The sequence below is a fragment of the Rummeliibacillus pycnus genome, from assembly GCF_050459865.1.
Taxonomy (GTDB): domain Bacteria; phylum Bacillota; class Bacilli; order Bacillales_A; family Planococcaceae; genus Rummeliibacillus; species Rummeliibacillus pycnus_B.
In genome coordinates, this window is record NZ_JBCMNM010000031.1 from 1 (window position 1) to 18,534 (window position 18,534).

Consider the following 18,534-nt stretch of genomic DNA (forward strand, 5'->3'; position numbering starts at 1 on the left):
CTCTCTCAGCAATTTACGTCTTCACACCAGGTAGGTTTGCTCTCTCGGGGTAGGTATTCGCTCTCTCGGCAATTTACGTCCTCGTACCAAGTTGGTGTACCGCGGTAAAAGTTTTTTCAATGGCCACTAGCAAACAAAAACCACAAAAACGTTTGTTTTCGTGGTCCTCTATTTTTTATTCAAAGCCGTTTGGATTATTAGATTGCCAACGCCAAGAGTCTTCGCACATTCGTTCAACACCGAACTGTGCTTTCCAGTGCAGCATTTGTTCTGCTTTGGTTGTATCAGCATAGCAAATTGCACTGTCCCCAGCGCGACGTTCTGTAATTTGATAAGGAATTGTCTTGCCTGATACTTTTTCAAAAGCATGGACAAGCTCAAGTACACTAAAGCCATTACCTGTTCCTAAATTAAAGGCATCCACACCTTTATGATCTGCTAAATATTCTAATGCTTTTAAATGACCCTTTGCTAAGTCAACAACATGAATATAATCGCGGACGCCTGTTCCATCAGGTGTATCGTAATCATCACCGAAGACAGATAGCTTTTCACGTTTCCCTACTGCTACTTGAGTAATATAAGGCATTAAATTATTTGGAATGCCAGAAGGATTTTCGCCAATTTTACCACTTTCATGAGCACCAATTGGATTGAAATAGCGCAACAATGCAATGCGCCATTCATGATCAGCATTACCAAGATCTTGCAGTACGTGTTCTACCATTAACTTTGTTTGGCCATAAGGATTAATAGCGCTTAGTGGAAAGGTTTCATCAATTGGAACCACTTTTGGAATGCCATAAACAGTAGCCGATGAGCTAAAAACAATTTTCTTGATATTATGACGTTGCATTGCATTTAGTAGCACTATTGACCCTTGCACATTATTTTCATAATAAAGAAGAGGATCTTCAACAGATTCTCCAACTGCCTTTAAACCAGCAAAGTGCACAACACCGTCTATTTGATATTCGGTAAAAAGTTGTTCTAACTTTGCTTGATCACGAATATCCCCTTCTACAAATGGAAAGGTTTTTCCTGTGATTTCCTCTACGCGTTTTAGTGATTTCACACTACTATTATGCAAATTATCGTATGCTACGATATTGTACCCAGCCTCTAACAACTCTACACATGTATGAGATCCAATATACCCTGCTGCTCCTGTTACTAAAATACTTTTACTATTCAATTTCATTTTCCTCGTTTCTTTAATGAGCATCAGCTTCAATTTGGCTTACATAAGCCCAATAGTATCGTATGTAAGAGATTCATGACATATGAGGTGTTGGTGCTCAGGTTATTAATTAAATACTTCGTGTACTATTTTTTCAGTCGCGTTTCCTGTTTCCCAGCAACAAATTTGATCATAGAATTGATCATATTTATCTTTATATTGTGCGTTAATTTGATCAATATTCTGCACGGCATCAATAATTTCATCAGTTGTCTTTAAAATTGGCCCCGGCATTTCATTTTCATAATCTAAATAAAACCCACGTAATTTATCACGATAATTTTCTAGGTCATATGCGTAGTACAAAATAGGTCTTCGCAAATTTGAATAATCAAAGAACACAGATGAATAGTCCGTTATAAGAATATCTGAAATTATATATAAATCTGCAATATCATCGTGTTTAGATAAGTTATAGACAAATCCTTCATAGCCATCAATATTTAAGTTATCAGCGATAAAGTAATGCATTCGCAAAATGATAATATATTCATCGCCAAGTTTTTGATGTAACTGTTGAAGATCAAATTTCAAATCAAATTTATATTTGCCAGCTTCGTAAAATTCATCATCTCGCCAAGTCGGTGCATATAAAATAACCTTTTTGTCTAATGGCATATTCAGTGATTTCTTGATTTTGTTAATATAATCTTCGTTGTTATTTTGGTATAAAGTATCATTTCGTGGATATCCATATTCTAACATTTTACTATCAAATTTAAACGCTGATTTAAAAATGTCAGATGAATATGGATTTGCAGCAATCAAATAATCCCATAATCTTGATTGTTGGTAAAAGTTCTTTTTATATTTTGGATTTGCAGAATAGACTTCATCCATATCAAACACAAGTCTTTTTAAAGGCGTACCATGCCATGTTTCTAAGAAAATATTACCTTCTCTTTTTTTCAAATGAAGCGGTTGTCGCATATTGCTGACCCAATATTTTGCAGTGGCCAAATGATAGTAATAAGCAAGACTTAATCGTTTCACTTGTTTTGCATTGCCAGGAAGCTTTCTACCTGTTTCGTTGAAAATCCAAACAAACTCATATTCCGGAAAATTTTCGACCATATATTCATAGATTGCTTTTGGACTGTCAGCATATTGTTTTCCTAAGAAGCTTTCAAATACTATTTTCTTTTCATTTAATGGACATTTCATAAAAACATCACGATAAATTTGACGATAAAATTTGTTTAGACTTTTTAATGATTTCTTTGTATCCCTACCAAAATGGTGAAGTTTCAATATACGAAGATACTTTTGATACTGATTGTTTTGTAATGCACGAAGTTCTCCACGTATTACGACGTTTTGTTTCTTCACACGTTCCTCAGAAATTAATTTCATCGCGCGAGAAAGGACAGAAAATGCTGGTTCTTTTTTATCTTCTTCTTTCATCAACAAAATGAAATGAGAACGATACAATCTAATCAGCTGTTTATCCAAGTGTTTACTCACTTCTTCGTGATTTTCATAGTCGTTTTTTAATCGAGCAAAAGTATCGACAAAATCATTAAGTAATAGATCACGATCACGTTGATTTAACGATGGGTTCGTAATCGGATCATTCCGATCACGACGGAAATAATACGAGGATTTCACTCTAACAATTTTATACTGCATATAAAATGGCATCATAAAAGCTAATTCAGAATAACTATTCACTTTTTCGTCGAATTTTATTTGCTGTGATTGAACAAGTTGAGTAGGAAACAAAGTGTTCAAGATAATCATATTCTTAAAAAATTCATATTGCTGTAGAGATTTTATACGAAATGAATCTTGTTCTTGTTGCTGCTGTTCTTGTTCTTTTAGTGATTCTTCGATTCCATCTTTTTTGGTGATTTTCACGGTATGTCCTGTATAGATGGTTTCTGGCTCATTGCCTTGAAGAAGATATTCGATTGCTTTCTCATGAAGTAGATCATCACTATCTACGAAGTATATGTATTCTCCTGTTGCTTTTTGTACGGCAAGATTGCGTGAAAAACCTACACCCATTCTTTCACTGTTTGTAATATTTTCAAATCTTGAATCTTGAGCCATATATTGATCAATAATTTTCCCAGATTGATCGGTAGATGCATCATTAACTACGATAATTTGTAGATTTTGATGCGTTTGTTGAACTATGGATTGAAAACATTCTTCTAAAAATTCTTCTGTATTATATACAGGTACAACTATACTTACACATTTATTCATTCAAAGACACCTCTTTTTACTTTTATCATCCATTACGCCAAAATTACATATAAGTTATATTTACCCATCTAAAAAGATCAGAAAATGTGCGAAACTTACTTATGCTTTATGAAGTAGTGCTGGAAAAATAAGTAACCCCCTCATTTATTCACAATTAAAGTTTTAACAGGGGCTTTTTTTCATTTAAAAAATTATCTCATCAAAAAATTAGAATTTGATGAGAAAAAATGATATTTCACCAATATTTGTTATAAGTAAAAGAGATTAATTTTTTAACAAAATATTCCTTATCATTAATGGCATATTGTGGCATTCGATATCTTTTACAAAATGGAACATGAATTATGATATAATCTGTAACTATAAGTATGAATTTCTAGATTGGGTGAATGAATGAGAAGAGAATGGCTAATAGAACTTTTTTTATTAATAAATAGATGCATTTTTTCTGTGTTCAATTTGTTTCCATTGAAGAAAAAAATTGTGTTGATGTGCGATTTTGGTGATAATGCTCGCTTTGTCGTCAATGAACTTGCAACACGTGATTTTAAAGATATAGTGGTTTTACGCACTGGTAAATGTAAAGAAAGTTTTAATCATTCTGGAGCACGGACAGTGTTATCCTTTAAAATAACAAACATACTTGATTATATTCAGGGGCTTTATCATTTGGCTACAGCTGAGACGATCGTAATTGATAATTATTTTGCCATTTTAAGTGTTACGAATTTCCGTCCAAATGTGGAATGTATCCAATTATGGCATGCAGCAGGTGCGGTAAAAAAGTTTGGTTTGCAGGATCCTAGCGTTCTGTTCCGTTCTCATGCTGCTATTCGTCGTTTTGAACGTGTATATAACCGCATGGATAAAGTAGTTGTTGGATCGGATGAAATGGCGCCAATTTTCAAAGCAGCTTTTGGAATGCAAGATCATCAAATTTTGCGGTTAGGTATTCCGCGAACGGATTTCTTTTATGATCCTTCTGCAATTGAATCAGCTAGACGTGAAATGTTGGCAAAATATCCAATTTTAAATGGCAAAAAAGTCATTTTGTATGCTCCAACTTTTCGAGATCAACAGCTTGATGCACAGAGTATTCCATTAGCTTTCGAGGATATTATTGAGCAACTTGGCGAAAACTACATTATGATGATTAAATTGCATCCTGCTGTAGCACAAAATATAGGGAAATTTGATCACCCATTAATTATCTCGGTAGAAAATGATGTGGACATCAATAAGCTATTATGTGTGACAGATTATGCCATAAGTGATTATTCCTCTATACCATTTGAATTTTCTTTATTGGGTAAACCTCAAATTTTTTATCCATATGATTTGGAAAAGTATGCAATGGAACGTGGTTTTTGGAAGGATTACGACCAATTAGTACCCGGACCTGTAGTATCAACAGATGATGAGCTCGTATACGTGCTACAAAAAGATGAGTTTGATATGGAACGAATCAGAGCATTTTCTGCATCATGGAATAGGTTTTCAGATGGTCATTCAAGTAGCAAATTGGTTGATTATTTATTGAATAAGTAAAAAAAGCGAACAATCTTAGGGATTCTTTCATTTTTGAATAAATTGTAATATAATACGCATTAGTATATCTATGGAGGCACATTATGAAAAGAGTAATTACGTATGGTACGTTTGATTTATTACATGTTGGTCATGTTAATATACTACGCCGTGCCAAAGCACTTGGCGACTATCTTGTTGTAGCGATTTCATCTGATGAATTCAACGCATTAAAAGGTAAAAAAGCTTATTACAGCTACGAAGATCGCAAAACTATTTTGGAAGCGATTAAATATGTTGATGAGGTTATTCCTGAAAACAATTGGGAGCAAAAAATCCAAGATGTAAAGGATCACAATATCGACACATTCGTAATGGGACATGACTGGGAAGGAAAATTCGATTTCTTAAAAGACTATTGTGAAGTAATCTACCTTCCACGTACAGATGGTATCTCAACTACGAAAATCAAAAAAGACTTAAACGCAGCAGCAACTACTGCAGAATAATATAACATGAAAAAGAACCCCTAAATGCAAGTAAGCAGTTAGGGGTTTTGTGTTTAGAAAATGTTTGGTTTCTTGCTATTTATTATACTTGTTCAACAGTTATTTTGATTTGCTTCCAAACATATTGGCAAATTTTAAAGCAAACCTTGTGGATTTTCTATTTAAAGTACCCTGAAGATGCTTGATCTGTTTTTCTTTTTTTGAAACTAGCTGTTCTAGATTCTTTAAATGTTGATTTGGTTTCGTTTGCATAGAATCTTCTAATTTTGAAAAAGTCTCGAATCGTTGAATAATCTCAGGAACACTACAACCAGTTAATGGTTCAAGTGGTGGTAATAATTGAAGTTTTGACAATTTATCATTAAGTGGTATATGACTTGGTTGATACCCCTCTTTATAAATATGATCTATATTGTTTTTATTTAAGAAATCAATAAAACGTTCAAAATTTGCAGTTTGGTATTTCGAAACTTGATGGAAATCAATTTTTTCTATTATATTCCATATACTTGTATCTTCTTTAATATCTTTTGCCCAAATATGTGTAAGATGATGATATTCTGTTAGCTCTCGCATTCGACCATCTTTTGGAATCAAAATACTTGGTGTACCTGCAATTGTAGCAGCAATATTACCATGTAATCTTGCACCAAAAGCAAGGTCTGCTTTGCTTAAGAAATCTAACCAAGTTGGTACATTTAAGAAATAGCGTACGCGATTGTTGACATAGACTTCATCAGACATTTTCCCCGGATAATTATCTCCTGCTTTCTGTATTTCAGGAAAACCTAAATACGTCAATCTCAATTCTTTTAACCATTGTGGAATAAAATAATGATCTGGAAATTCTTTCGTACTTCTTGTAATAAAGTCCAAAACATTTTTAGGAGATAGACGTGAGGAATTAACGCATACAAGTGATTCAGAAGTAATAGTTGTTTCTCGAATTGATAATTCTGATCCAAATGTATACATTGATGGACAGCCAATTGCCATATGATCTATACCTTCACGAAATCCTAATCTTGACAAATAATCCGATGTGATTTGGCCACGTACCCCAATCATACTTGATTTTTCCAATACTGCCTTCACAAATTCTTTTACTTCGTTATCGAATTCAAAAGGTTCATCTAGTTTTGGCTCAAATGGTGCACGTAAACCTACTCCAATTACATAAACAGGAATCTTAAGTTTTTTAATAAGTTTTGTATAATTACGAAGGGATGATACAAAATCATTTCGAAAGGCATCTGCTAATGGAATAATATAGGCATCATAATTTTCATTTATATAACTTGCCTGGCTTGGATCAATTTTATAATAGTCAGGCTCAATTACCACGTCATCAGTCATTAATGTTTTATATACACCAAAAGCATAGATTAAGTTTCCTACATTTCCTCCAATTGAATTGTGTAAAATCATATAAGCAGGGTCAAGAACTTCTAACGGAGAGATTCCCGATCGAATTAAATATTTCTTCATAATTATATGCTCCTTCTTTTCATCACACTATGATTTAGATAGATTTCATACAAGATTCGATTAAGTCAGCAACTCGTTCCGTAGATTGACCGTCTAAATCCTCAAAAAATTTATTTGTGAAATTTGTATAATCTACTTTTTCAACATCACTTAAATCCTTGATTTTCTGAATCATTTCATCACAAGTACGTACAATTGGACCTGGTGTAAAGTCTTGATATGGAATATAAAAATCTCGTGATTCAATATATTCCTCTAAATCAAAGCAATAGAAAATCATTGGTTTATTTAATAATGCATACTCAAAACAAACAGATGAGTAATCAGTAATGAGTAAATCTGTGATAAATAGTAAGTCATTTACACTTGGATATTTTGTAAAGTCTTTAATCTTGTCTCCATATTCAACTGGTATTGATATTTTTTTCTTCACAAATGGATGATGTTTAATAAGGAATACAACGTTATCATCTAATTGTTCATAAATACTCTCTAAGTCCAACTGTTCCATTGGGAAGTGTGCACTTGATTGACCATTGCCGCGAAATGTTGGTGCATATAAGATTACTTTTTTTCCTTGTAACTCTGGATATTTCTCATATAATTTTTGATTCATATTATTTTTATAGTCTTCATCGAAGAAAACATCTGTGCGAGGAACCCCTGTTGGAACCACCTTGTTAATATCAACACCAAATCCCTCAGCATAGAATGGAGCAACTTCTGACGAACTTACAATCACTTTCGTGTAATTACGGTGGTTTTTAGAATTTGGATTTGGCCCTCCTACTTTACCAACTCGACTATAACCGAATGTTTTGAAAGCCCCCACTGCATGCCAAATTTGAATTAAATCAGCGTTTTTCCGGATTTTCAAGGGATAAATCATCGGATAAAAATCATCTAGCATAATAACTTTTGATGTGGCTATATGATAAGCAAGTTTAATAATTTCCAAATACCGTTTACGTTTTGTTACACTTTCTTTTAATAATAAGAAGTATTCGTATTTATGTCTTCTTTCTAATTCATCATAGACTAATTGAAAGTTATCGCTTAATTTTTTGCGGCTATCCGATAGAATTGAAATTTTATTGTTATTAATAGGTAATACACAAAACATTTTGTATAGCATTTGGAAAATCTCTTTTTTAAATTTTCTATCTAGTTTTTTTCGAAACTTGTTTTTTGTTTGTTTAAGTGTTGTCAACGATGTATACCTCACTCGTCATAGAATGAAAGGACTTTTCTTTCACTCTGGATAATTCATTAAATGTTCGATAATCCCTTTTGTAACATTGGATGTGACGGAAAAATTGTACTGAATCATTCGATCTGTATTGTAAAATTCACCAGTTCTTCTCTCATTAATCCAATGGAGTAACTGCTTAGAATTGGTTAATATCGTCCCATCAGATATGTTCTCAATGCTATTGTAGAATCCTCGGTTTTTTTGATATTCAGGTAAATCAGGAACATAATGTGCTAAGGGCTTTTTCAATAGAGCAAACTCAAATACGGCTGATGAATAATCCGTTATAAATGCATCTGCAACGAGCATCCATTCGTTGATAGAAAAGTTTTCACCAATAATGATTTGCTCTTGATGTTTGTGTTGTAAATCTAATAAAGGCTGTAGCTCTTTTTTATTTACATATGGATGCGGTACAAAGATTAATAGTTTATCTGAATCGATATCCTTTAAGATGTTCGTAAGTTCTACTGAAAAATTCAATTCCGTTTCTCGCTGTCCTGCATTTGCACGATATGTAGGTGCAATCAAAATTTTTGTTTTTCTTTGTTGCTCTACTGTTAAACTCTTCGTTAATTTTTGTTGAATCTCTTTTACATAAAACTCATCAGAAAAGTAATCGATTCTTGGTATTCCTAACGGATAAATTTTGCCTTTAGGCATATTAAAAGCTTCTGCATATTGTGTTATAACTTGCTCTGAAGAAACATAAACATGTGTATAGTTTGAATGGACAGGTACAATTTCTAAATATTTTCGATCTGATCCAAATTTTGTATCTACTGTACTATAGCCAAATTTTTTAAAAGCGCCTGCAGCATGCCATAATTGCACAATTCTCGTTTCTTTCCTTGGATGAATTAAGTAAACTGGTAAATAATAATCGTCTAACACAATATATTTGGCATCACAAAAATGCGGAATTTCTTTAAACATCCCATAACCTATCTTATTGCTTGGATGTATAAGTTGAATCTCTAATTCTGGATGCAGTTTTTTGACCTCGTTATAGAATGCTTTTAGATTACCTTCCAACTTGTTGCTTCGATAAAGTGACATAACTACTTTTTTTTCGTTAATGGGACGACATTTCGACATTATTGCATAGCTGGATTGATAAATAATTTTGTATAACCAATGAATCGTATAACGAATTGTCTTTTTTATAGGCATTATTAGATTTTCCACTCCATAATCGTTTTACCCCATGAGCTGGATAAATCTGTTTCAAAGGCTTCAATTGCTTCTTTGACAGAAGTTATTGTATATACTTGCCCAATAAGGGTTGTTAAGTAGTCAATAATTATAGGATGTTCTTTATAAAGGTCGACAGTTCTTTGAAAGTCTTCTGACCCACTTCGACTGCTTCCAATAAGCGTAAGTCCCTTTTCTAGTATCATTCGAGTATTAATCTCTACAGGATATTCACTTACGCCTAGTATACAAATCGCACCCTCTGGCTTAATGTGATCAATGATCTGATTGATGGCATATTGACTTCCTTTACCTCCAGCACACTCAAAGGCATGATCAATTTCATAGTCTTCTGGAATCTCATCAATAAGAATTGCTTCGTCTACAAAGGAGAATTGATTTAACTTATAATTTGTTTTACCGAAAATCGTTACTATACAATCCGGATATAAACTTTTTAAAATCAAGCATGTAATAAAACCAAGGTTGCCATCTCCCCAAACTCCAAAAGTTCCTCGACGCTTGATGGCTTTTCTTTCTAAACGACTAATCGAATGAACAGCTATCGTTACGAGTTCAGTAAAGGCTGCAACCCTCATATTAATATCCTGAGGTAAAACAATAAGACGGTCACGATTTAAAAAGGCGTAGTCTTGCATAAAACCGTCATAACCACTTGACCGGAATTTACTACTTCTTAAATAGTTTTCTGCTACATATTCATCTTCTTCTATTGGATTATTTGGAACCATAACAACTTTGGTCCCTATAGGAAGGATGTTTTCTGGATCATAGGCTACTTCCCCAACAGCTTCATGAATAAGTGCCATAGGAAGTTTTTTCTTCATGGCTTCTTCACCACGTCTACCTGTATAGTAACGTTGGTCTGCTGCACAAATAGACAAGTGGGTTGGGCGTACAACCACTTTGTCAGCTGAGATAGAACTGTCCTTATATGTAATTTCGATTTGTCTAGCAGATACTAGTTGGTATACTTGATTGATCATCTGACTAAACTTCCTGTTAATATCGCATTCGAAACATTTAAATCATAAGGTGTTGTTACTTTTATATTAAATGTTTCTCCTCGGACTAATTTAACTTTCTGACCTTTCATCACAAAGATTTTGCATGCATCTGTTAAAATATTTTTCTCCTGATCCGACAGAGAATTATAAAGTACTTTCAGTTTTTTGATATTAAATGTTTGAGGTGTTTGACCTTGATACATAAAATCTCTAACAGGAATGGACGAAACAAAATCCCCATCCTCTGAAGTGATAATTGTATCTATTGCCGCTATTACCGTATCCACTGCATCATTTACTAAACCTTCTTCTATATTCTGTTCGATAATACGGTGTGTTAAAAATGGACGTACAGCATCATGTGTAATAATAATATCAGCATCATGAATTTCGAATATCCCCTCGATGAAATTGATAATGTTCATTATAGACCCATTTCGGTCAGTTCCACCTTCTGTTACCCATACTTTCGGTAAATTCAAGTCGTATTTGTTTAAAATATCATTTGTATGGTTAATCCATTCTTTAGGAGTAGCAATAATAATTTGGTCGATACGATTGTTTAGTATAAATTTTTCTATAGTATGAATAAGAATTGGTTTATCGTGTAGTTGTAAAAATTGTTTAGGCATAGGAACATTACCCATCCTAGTTCCTTTTCCCCCAGCTAATATACCAGCGTAAATCATTCCAGGTCCTCCTTATTTTTACTATTTTTGATATATATATATTAACTTAGGAAAATTAGAATTTGATGAGAATATCCAGTTATTTCATTAGATTTCGATTAAAAAACTACTTATTACTTTGCAAATTGGGTTGCTAAATTTTCTGCGAATGACCATGTTAATTTCTGCTCAAAAAAACAGGAATAAGCCAAATGCTTACTCCTGCTAACAGATATGATTAACAAATTAGGTGTTTGTTTGGGGGATATCATCAACTAATTGTTTGTTCTCTTCCAACAAACTCACTAATAAAAATAACTAAGGGAATTCATTAATGCGTATTTGATTGATTATCAGTTATTGGATTTTCAAAAATTATATTTTGTAATGCAAAGAAAAATCCTAACAACACACCATAATAAATATCGTTTAATTTATAGTAATTTGCTAAACTTCCACAAATGATAATTACAATAATTAAACTTAGACTACTTATGAATTGTTTTCGCTTTAAATTACTTGTTAATTTTTGAATTGGAACAAATAATTTTAATAAGCTTTTATTCAATGCACCTAACAATATTGTGAATATTAGAGAAAATATAAAACAGACTATGAATATTACCATGAAAGTAATCGCTCCCTCCCCCAACAATTATTGAAAAACGACTTTTTAGTATTATTAAAATCAAAATTTAGCAATGTGAACATTCACATTTGAATCACCATGTTTTTTCTTGTGTGATTTGATTTGTTATTTTACTTTTTGCACTTCAAAAGACTGCCCTATTGTAACTGAGGACAGTCTTTTTAAAGGATTATATTATAGTGTTTTAATAAATGCTTCTAAGCGGTCCATACCTTCTTTAAGTTCTTCATCTGAATAAGCATATGTGATACGTAGATAGCCTTCACCATATGGTGTGAAGACAGAACCTGGGATGACTCCTACGCCTCCCTCTTTTCGTTTCATTAAACGAAGTGCAAATTCTTCGGATGTTAGCCCGAATTTTTTGATGGACGGGAAGATGTAGAATGCACCGTTAGGCTTTTTCACTTCAATGCCCATTTTAATGAGACGATCATAGACATAATCTCGACGTCTAATATAGCTCTGGTTCATTTCTTGTGGCGTGTTTTTACAGTTTGTTAATGCTTCAATGGCAGCATATTGGCTAGGAAGTGCTGCACAAATAGCGTTGAATGAATGAATTTTCGTCACATCAGCTAGTAATCTAGCATCTGCCATTAAAAAGCCGATACGCCAGCCAGTCATTGAATGAGATTTTGATAAACCATGAATGAGGAATAAATTGTCCTTTAATTCTGGATAGGACCCGAATGAACGGTGTTCTCCAACAAATGTATTTTCACTGTAAATCTCATCTGAAATGACATAGATATCATGTTTTTCCAACACATTTGCAAGAGCATCCATTTGTTCATGAGAAATCGTTGCACCAGTTGGGTTAGACGGGAAGTTAAATAAAACCGCTTTTGTTTTAGGTGTGATTAGTTTTTCTAAACGCTCAGCACATGGTTGGAAGTCTGTATCTGTTGTGTCTAAGTAAACGGTTTTTGCGCCACAATGCGTAATGATTGGTTCATATCCTGAATAGATAGGTGCTGGTAAGATGATTTCGTCTCCTACATCCAAGATAGTTCGGAACACAGAGTCAATTGCCTGTGTTGCACCATTCGTAACAATAATTTCGTCTTCTGGCTTGTAGTGGCAATTATATTTTTCTTCGAAGAAGGCAGCCACTGCTTTACGTAATTCGATTAAACCAGCATTTGCTGAGTATGTTGTTAAATTGTTTTCAATCGCTCGAATCCCCGCTTGTTTCACAGCTTCAGGTGCTGGGAAATCAGGTTGACCAATCGTTAGGTTAATCGCATCTGGATAGTTGACTAACTGATTTGAAAATTTACGAATACCAGGCAAGCCTAGCTCATCCATATGTGGATTCATTGTTAAAGGCATAGGAATATCCTTCTTTCGTTATAGTTAGATTTAAAGTCTTTGCTTATATTATACTCATAAATCTGAAAAATTAAATATTTTATTTCCTATTTAGGAGATTTTTGAGTAGAAATGGATGTTGGCTTTCGTTGGAGTATTTAGGTAATAATTTGGCATTAGGGATTGAAAAGTTATTCTTACGATTTTTAGGCTTGGTCTTACAGTCGATTTATGTGCGCAATTGGTGCAAGTTTTGATTGCTCTTCTTATTCGCGGCTGGTATTTTGATATGATTCTAGTTTCTGACGTGGATGATGAGTCGCATTTAACAGCTTTGGTTAAATTGTGGAAAACTAATTCGTAGTCACTCAATTGAATTTATTATCCATAAATTAATGTTTTTTTACTTTTGGTGAGTATCATATGTTCAGTTTTTACTATAAATTACAAATGTAAGCGAGATTTTCATAAAAACTTTTCGACAAATTTCCCCAACTTAGTAAGTTGTGGATAAGTTTATGCACAATTTCCACACAGTTTGCTTAATACTTTACCATTTATCCACACATGTTAATCACAATTTATCCACGGATTCTTGTGGATAAGTGACCGGTTGTGTTGTACTAAACATTTTGATAAATTAAGTGTACACATTAGCAAATTACCAATATATTCTTCAAATTCATAATATAGAACATTAATTTTATTCACTGGGAGGTGAGATTATCAATGGAAACACTATCAGACGAATTATTGATCAAGTCATACAATGACGCGAAAACTAATAATTTGAATTTAGACTTTATTCGTTTATTAGAAGACGAAATCTATCGTCGTATCGTGGTAAAGTTGATAACTACATCCAAAACAGAAGATATTTTAACTATCCAATCTTTAACGCTTGATTCTAATGTAGTCAATGAATATTTTAACCTTGCATGATACCCTCTCTCCCTTACGAAAATGATTTTGTGATGCATAATGTTTGTTTATGATTAAAATTTTTTCCATTTCATTTTAATAAAGATCTATTTTTTCCTATTGATTAATAAGTATCTTAATGAATTACTTTAACACTATCAGCAGAGCCAGCATATTCTAGTTTATAGGCGCTTATCACTTACTGGTATTGAGCTTGTTAATTAAAGGGGGATGAAAATTGTATCCTTATTCAAGTGGATTTACCACATTTTCATTAGGACAGATGTATAAACAACCGCACTCTCAATACACTGCTCCTGTACGCTTTTTTCTCCATCAACCGCCATCCATTCATGATAACCGTTGTAAAAGCAAGGCGGAAGTCGATTATTTAAATATGAATCGTCTTCTTTGGATGGAGCATGTCAATTGGACACGGTTGGTTATTACGAGTATCGTCTTCAACTTACCAAATCTAAAATTTGTTGAAGAGCGTCTCTTAAAGAATGCTACAGACTTAGGGAATAGCATCCGTCCATTTTACGGTGACCAAATTGCCGATCGATACACCTCGCTCATTCATGATCATCTAACGATTGCAGCAGAATTGGTTACAGCTGCTGCAAAAGGCGATGCCGCGACGGCTGCTGCAAAAGAGAAAGAATGGTATAAAAACGGAGACGATATTGTTTTGTTTTTAAGTAGTATTAATCCGTATATAGACCCATCCAAACTCAAAGAAATGTTCTATACTCACTTAGACTTGACGAAACAAGAAGCTGTAAATATGATTCAGAAAAAATATAAAGAAGACATCGCTGTATTTGATCAAATTGTCATGGAAGCTTTACAAATGTCTGATATGATCGCAGAAGCAATCATGAAGCAATTTTATCCATACTTCTATAGTTCCTATTGATCGATGAAAAATGGATAGTTAATTGAATGAAATTAGGTATTTACAAATAATTGTTAGCTTTCTTTTACCGGTAAGTAAAGGAAAGCTTTTTTGTATTTTGAAAAGTGTGCAATGGGTTCATTTCCTTGAACATTACGCATTAAATAAGTTGCCATCGAGTTTTCATGAATCGTACATAAAGCTCTTTGCAATGTCCACGGCGAATGTCGGTTATATTGTCTGATTAACCTTCCCTTTACTTTCGTCCATAAAAGATGGCGTTCAGTTAACCAATATTCTAATGGTGTCCTCTGGATAGGTTCCGCTATAGGTTCAACAGATACAATTAATACTTCAGGGGTCTTCCCTATTTGCTCATATCTATTTTGAAAAGTTACTCCATTTTCATGATGCTTCTCCGTAATATTGGCATAGCGGAAAGGTAAGATACCCATAGCTTTATGAATCTGAGCAATGATCTTGTTGTTCACATCTAAACTAAAAAAGTAAACTCCTGATTTACCTTTATATTTCACGTATGTTCGTACATTTAGCTCATAAAAGGTGTTTATGCTTGGTATGGCTGGCATAAATCTGGCTCTAAAATTCTTCATTTTGAAAAATACAATCCCCAGCCAAGCCCTATCCTCAAATGTATCAATCTCCAATTCTTGCGGAATATATTGCCGTATATCTTCTGCTGCAATTGGCCAATGAAGAAAATAGACATCATGCCATTCCTGCATCATCACCCAAGGTAGCTTACTCATCGAATACCTCCTCATAAAATCGCATGATTTAAGTATTCACTATGTTGTTTAGTTTCAAACAGAGGCATAAATATGGTTATGCCGCGCTTCCTCATTGATTTGAGGACGTAATTTGCTGAGAGAGCGAATACAATTTTAAATGGAGCGAATAAACTTCCGAAGAGAGCGAATAAATTGCAGGAAAGAGCCAATAAACCCGAGCAGAGAGCGAATAAAGTCAATGAATTCACAAAAATAATTTTTGAAAACGCGAGTATTTCCCCACAAAACGCAAAACTCCTCCAGATCAAGTAATCTAGAGGAGTTTCTTCTATAAAATGCTATAAAATCTTTTCGTATTTGCATAGAGCACAGCGGCTATTTTTTCAATAGGTTGTTGCTTTAGATTCGCTATTTTTTCTATGGTTGCTTTGATCATTTTAGGATGTGTCATTTGCCCGGTGAAGGGACCTTCGAATGGCCATGGTCCGTCCGTTTCGACCATCAACTGTCCGAGTGGATACTGATGAACAAGCTGTTGAATTTCCTCTTCATATAGAACATCTGGTGTGATAGAGATGAAGTATCCATTTGAAATCATTCGGTCTACAGTTTGTGCATCTCCTTTAAACCAGTGGAAATGAGCAGCTTTTACTTGATATTTTTCTAATAAATCGCAGGCAATTTTTGCATCCTCATAGACTGCGTGCAAAACGATTGGCTTATTTAACTTGGCTGTGAGTGCGATGAATTTTTCTAACAGGTCAATATAGGGGCTATAGTCAACGCCCTTTTCTTTATTTAAATAGTAAGGTAACCCTACTTCCCCTATGGCAATCATGCAATCTTTGTTTACTTTTATCCATTCAAAAAGTTGAGCCTGAGCTGCTTCGTTTGGTACTGGCTGTTCAGGATGGAAGCCAAAAGCGGGTAATATGCGATGGTCCATTTTTGATAAAGCTAAATTCGCCTCGCATGACTCCAGATCAGTTGAAACAGAAATCAGATGTGACACCTCATTTGGGTGCATTTCTTTTAATATTAACTCCTGCTGTTCCTTATTGTATTGATCAAAGTGAATATGCGCATCGATGATCATCGTGATAACTCCTCATCCAATTCATCTTTTAATAGGTCAAAAATTTCCTGCTTCATATGAAAGAATTTTTCATTATTTAAGAGGGTTTCGTTTCTCGGTCTTGCAAAAGGTACGACAATTTCTTCCTTAACCATCGTTGGCCGCTTCGTTAAAATATAAATTCGGTCTGCCAAAAATAGCGCCTCTTCTATACTGTGTGTGACAAATAAGATGGATTTCCGATTCTCTTCCCATACGGAAAGAAGCCATTTTTGCATATTGATTCTTGTGAATTCATCTAAAGCTGAGAATGGTTCATCTAGACAGAGTAAGTTTTGTTTACTTAACATCGCTCTGATAAAGGCAACACGTTGCTTCATTCCCCCTGAGAGTTCAATGGGATAAGCATTTTCAAATTCCTCTAATCCCACCTTTTTCAGCCATTCTTTCGCTTCTTGAATATTGGGCTTTCCTGATAATTCTTGAACAAGTACTACATTTTCAAGCACAGTTCTCCATGGAAATAGTGATGGTTGCTGTGGCATATAACCGATTAATCCACGCTTGCCATGAATGATACTGTTATTCAAAGAAATGGATCCGTTATCTGGCTCAATAATTCCGCCAATCAAGTTGAAGATGGTACTTTTACCGCTTCCTGAGGGTCCAAGCAGTGCGACAAATTCGCCTTCTTCCACATGAAGTGAGATATCACGTAAAACCTCAGTGTCAGCAAATTGCTTCTTAACATGTTCAATATTTAATAACATTTTTCTACCTGCCTTTAATAAACATCTTTTCAAATATACGAATAAGGCCAAATAGGAGCACACTTAATAGCATGATAGTAAAGATGGCTACAAAAACGTGATCTGTGCGGAAGGATGCTTGCGATAAGGTCATATACACGCCGATTCCTTGTTTTGCACCTAGCCACTCTGAAATAACTGCACCCATGACACTGTAAGTTGCTGAAATTTTTAACCCTGAGAATACAGACGGTAGTGCATAAGGCAATTCTAGTTTCCAGAACATCTGCGTTTTAGATGCACCGGCCATTTGCATATAATATTTGAGCTCAGGTGGCGTATTTTTGAAACCATCTAGTGCAGCAACTACGATTGGGAAAAAACATACGAGCCCAATAATAATCAGTTTTGGCATAATACCGAACCCAAACCAAATAATTAGTAAAGGTGCCAAAACGATGATTGGGATGTTTTGTGAAAGAATGAGTAACGGGTACGTCATTTTCTGTACAATCGGTAAAATATGTAGAATGACAGCTATAGCGAAACCTACTGCACTACCAATGATTAGACCTAGTAGTGATAACTTTGTTGTTGCAAGAATATCAATGGAAAAACTAGGAATCACTTTGAATCCTTCTATGAAAATTTTAGATGGTGCTGGTAAAAGCCAAGCTGGTGTATCCGTAATTCGTACAATGATTTCCCATAGACCTAAAAGAAAGAGGAGGAGAAAAATCGCCCCTCCATTGTTTCGTAACCATTTCATTAACGGTATTTCTCCGTTAATGTATCCATTGTAATGCCTGATGGTTGATAAAGAATTTTCACTTGGGTAATGACATTGACACATCCTAGCTCAACCATTTTCTCATTCATTTTCGTAATGATATTCATCAACTCAAGAATGTCGCCTTCCATCGTTGTTTCAAGAGGATGAACTTCATATTTTACGCCAGAATCATCGATTACTTTAATCGCTGCATCGACATAAGGAATCACATCTTCGTACTTTTCTGTTTTCGGTATAATTTGAACACTGATTAAAGAATTAGCCAT

Annotated in this window: 17 protein-coding genes; 4 read left to right on the forward strand and 13 right to left on the reverse strand. The window is 34.2% G+C overall.

Translation table 11 applies throughout. The features are described from left to right. Positions 1–175 precede the first annotated feature (175 nt). On the reverse strand, positions 176–1,195 hold the full coding sequence (gene galE / locus ABE048_RS08150) for a UDP-glucose 4-epimerase GalE (RefSeq protein ID WP_430310479.1): 1,020 nt from the start codon (positions 1,193–1,195) through the stop codon (positions 176–178). Between the two features lie 111 nt (positions 1,196–1,306). Further along, positions 1,307–3,451 (reverse strand): bifunctional glycosyltransferase/CDP-glycerol:glycerophosphate glycerophosphotransferase, encoded by a 2,145-nt coding sequence (locus ABE048_RS08155; protein ID WP_430310480.1) that lies wholly within the window; start codon positions 3,449–3,451, stop codon positions 1,307–1,309. 489 nt (positions 3,452–3,940) lie between these two features. Here ABE048_RS08155 and ABE048_RS08160 point away from each other — a divergent pair, with 489 nt between their 5' ends. Further along, the gene (locus ABE048_RS08160) at positions 3,941–4,999 is read left to right on the forward strand and encodes a CDP-glycerol glycerophosphotransferase family protein (protein ID WP_430310583.1); all 1,059 of its coding nucleotides are present in this window, start codon (positions 3,941–3,943) and stop codon (positions 4,997–4,999) included. A gap of 83 nt (positions 5,000–5,082) precedes the next feature. Then, complete coding sequence (tagD, locus tag ABE048_RS08165; protein WP_430310481.1) at positions 5,083–5,487, forward strand: glycerol-3-phosphate cytidylyltransferase; 405 nt, start codon at positions 5,083–5,085, stop codon at positions 5,485–5,487. A 99-nt stretch (positions 5,488–5,586) separates the two neighbouring features. Here tagD and ABE048_RS08170 read toward each other — a convergent pair whose 3' ends face one another. From ABE048_RS08170 to ABE048_RS08195, 6 genes are all read right to left on the reverse strand, one after another. Further along, the gene (locus tag ABE048_RS08170; protein WP_430310483.1) at positions 5,587–6,975 is read right to left on the reverse strand and encodes a polysaccharide pyruvyl transferase family protein; all 1,389 of its coding nucleotides are present in this window, start codon (positions 6,973–6,975) and stop codon (positions 5,587–5,589) included. Positions 6,976–7,009: 34 nt separating this feature from the next. After that, the gene (locus ABE048_RS08175) at positions 7,010–8,185 is read right to left on the reverse strand and encodes a CDP-glycerol glycerophosphotransferase family protein (protein ID WP_430310485.1); all 1,176 of its coding nucleotides are present in this window, start codon (positions 8,183–8,185) and stop codon (positions 7,010–7,012) included. 42 nt (positions 8,186–8,227) lie between these two features. After that, positions 8,228–9,400: a CDP-glycerol glycerophosphotransferase family protein gene (locus ABE048_RS08180; protein ID WP_430310487.1), complete on the reverse strand. Its 1,173-nt coding sequence runs from the start codon at positions 9,398–9,400 to the stop codon at positions 8,228–8,230. A 2-nt stretch (positions 9,401–9,402) separates the two neighbouring features. Beyond that, complete coding sequence (locus ABE048_RS08185; RefSeq protein ID WP_430310489.1) at positions 9,403–10,428, reverse strand: ribitol-5-phosphate dehydrogenase; 1,026 nt, start codon at positions 10,426–10,428, stop codon at positions 9,403–9,405. Next, entirely contained in the window at positions 10,425–11,138 is a 714-nt protein-coding gene (locus tag ABE048_RS08190) for an IspD/TarI family cytidylyltransferase (protein ID WP_430310490.1), read from the reverse strand. Before ABE048_RS08190 ends, ABE048_RS08185 begins: the two co-directional genes overlap by 4 nt. A gap of 802 nt (positions 11,139–11,940) precedes the next feature. Continuing rightward, the gene (locus tag ABE048_RS08195; protein WP_430310491.1) at positions 11,941–13,101 is read right to left on the reverse strand and encodes an aminotransferase class I/II-fold pyridoxal phosphate-dependent enzyme; all 1,161 of its coding nucleotides are present in this window, start codon (positions 13,099–13,101) and stop codon (positions 11,941–11,943) included. A 708-nt stretch (positions 13,102–13,809) separates the two neighbouring features. Between ABE048_RS08195 and ABE048_RS08200 the strand changes: the two genes are divergently transcribed. Together ABE048_RS08200 and ABE048_RS08205 are read left to right on the forward strand one after the other, a co-directional pair. Beyond that, positions 13,810–14,022, forward strand: coding sequence for a sporulation histidine kinase inhibitor Sda (locus ABE048_RS08200; protein ID WP_430310492.1), 213 nt, complete (start codon positions 13,810–13,812; stop codon positions 14,020–14,022). Positions 14,023–14,239: 217 nt separating this feature from the next. Next, complete coding sequence (locus ABE048_RS08205; protein ID WP_430310493.1) at positions 14,240–14,920, forward strand: hypothetical protein; 681 nt, start codon at positions 14,240–14,242, stop codon at positions 14,918–14,920. Between the two features lie 53 nt (positions 14,921–14,973). On the opposite strand, the gene ABE048_RS08210 is transcribed toward ABE048_RS08205, so the two are convergent. The 5 genes from ABE048_RS08210 to ABE048_RS08230 form a co-directional block, all read right to left on the reverse strand. After that, positions 14,974–15,669 (reverse strand): YqjF family protein, encoded by a 696-nt coding sequence (locus tag ABE048_RS08210; RefSeq protein ID WP_430310494.1) that lies wholly within the window; start codon positions 15,667–15,669, stop codon positions 14,974–14,976. 310 nt (positions 15,670–15,979) lie between these two features. Then, entirely contained in the window at positions 15,980–16,747 is a 768-nt protein-coding gene (locus tag ABE048_RS08215; RefSeq protein ID WP_430310496.1) for a TatD family hydrolase, read from the reverse strand. Beyond that, positions 16,744–17,496 carry an ABC transporter ATP-binding protein gene (locus ABE048_RS08220; protein ID WP_430310497.1) on the reverse strand — a complete coding sequence of 251 codons (753 nt, stop codon included), beginning with the start codon at positions 17,494–17,496 and terminating at the stop codon, positions 16,744–16,746. Before ABE048_RS08220 ends, ABE048_RS08215 begins: the two co-directional genes overlap by 4 nt. Positions 17,497–17,500: 4 nt before the next feature. Further along, positions 17,501–18,244, reverse strand: a complete 744-nt coding sequence (locus ABE048_RS08225; RefSeq protein ID WP_430310498.1) for an ABC transporter permease — start codon at positions 18,242–18,244, stop codon at positions 17,501–17,503. Further along, positions 18,244–18,534: a thiamine-binding protein gene (locus ABE048_RS08230; protein ID WP_430310499.1), complete on the reverse strand. Its 291-nt coding sequence runs from the start codon at positions 18,532–18,534 to the stop codon at positions 18,244–18,246. Before ABE048_RS08230 ends, ABE048_RS08225 begins: the two co-directional genes overlap by 1 nt.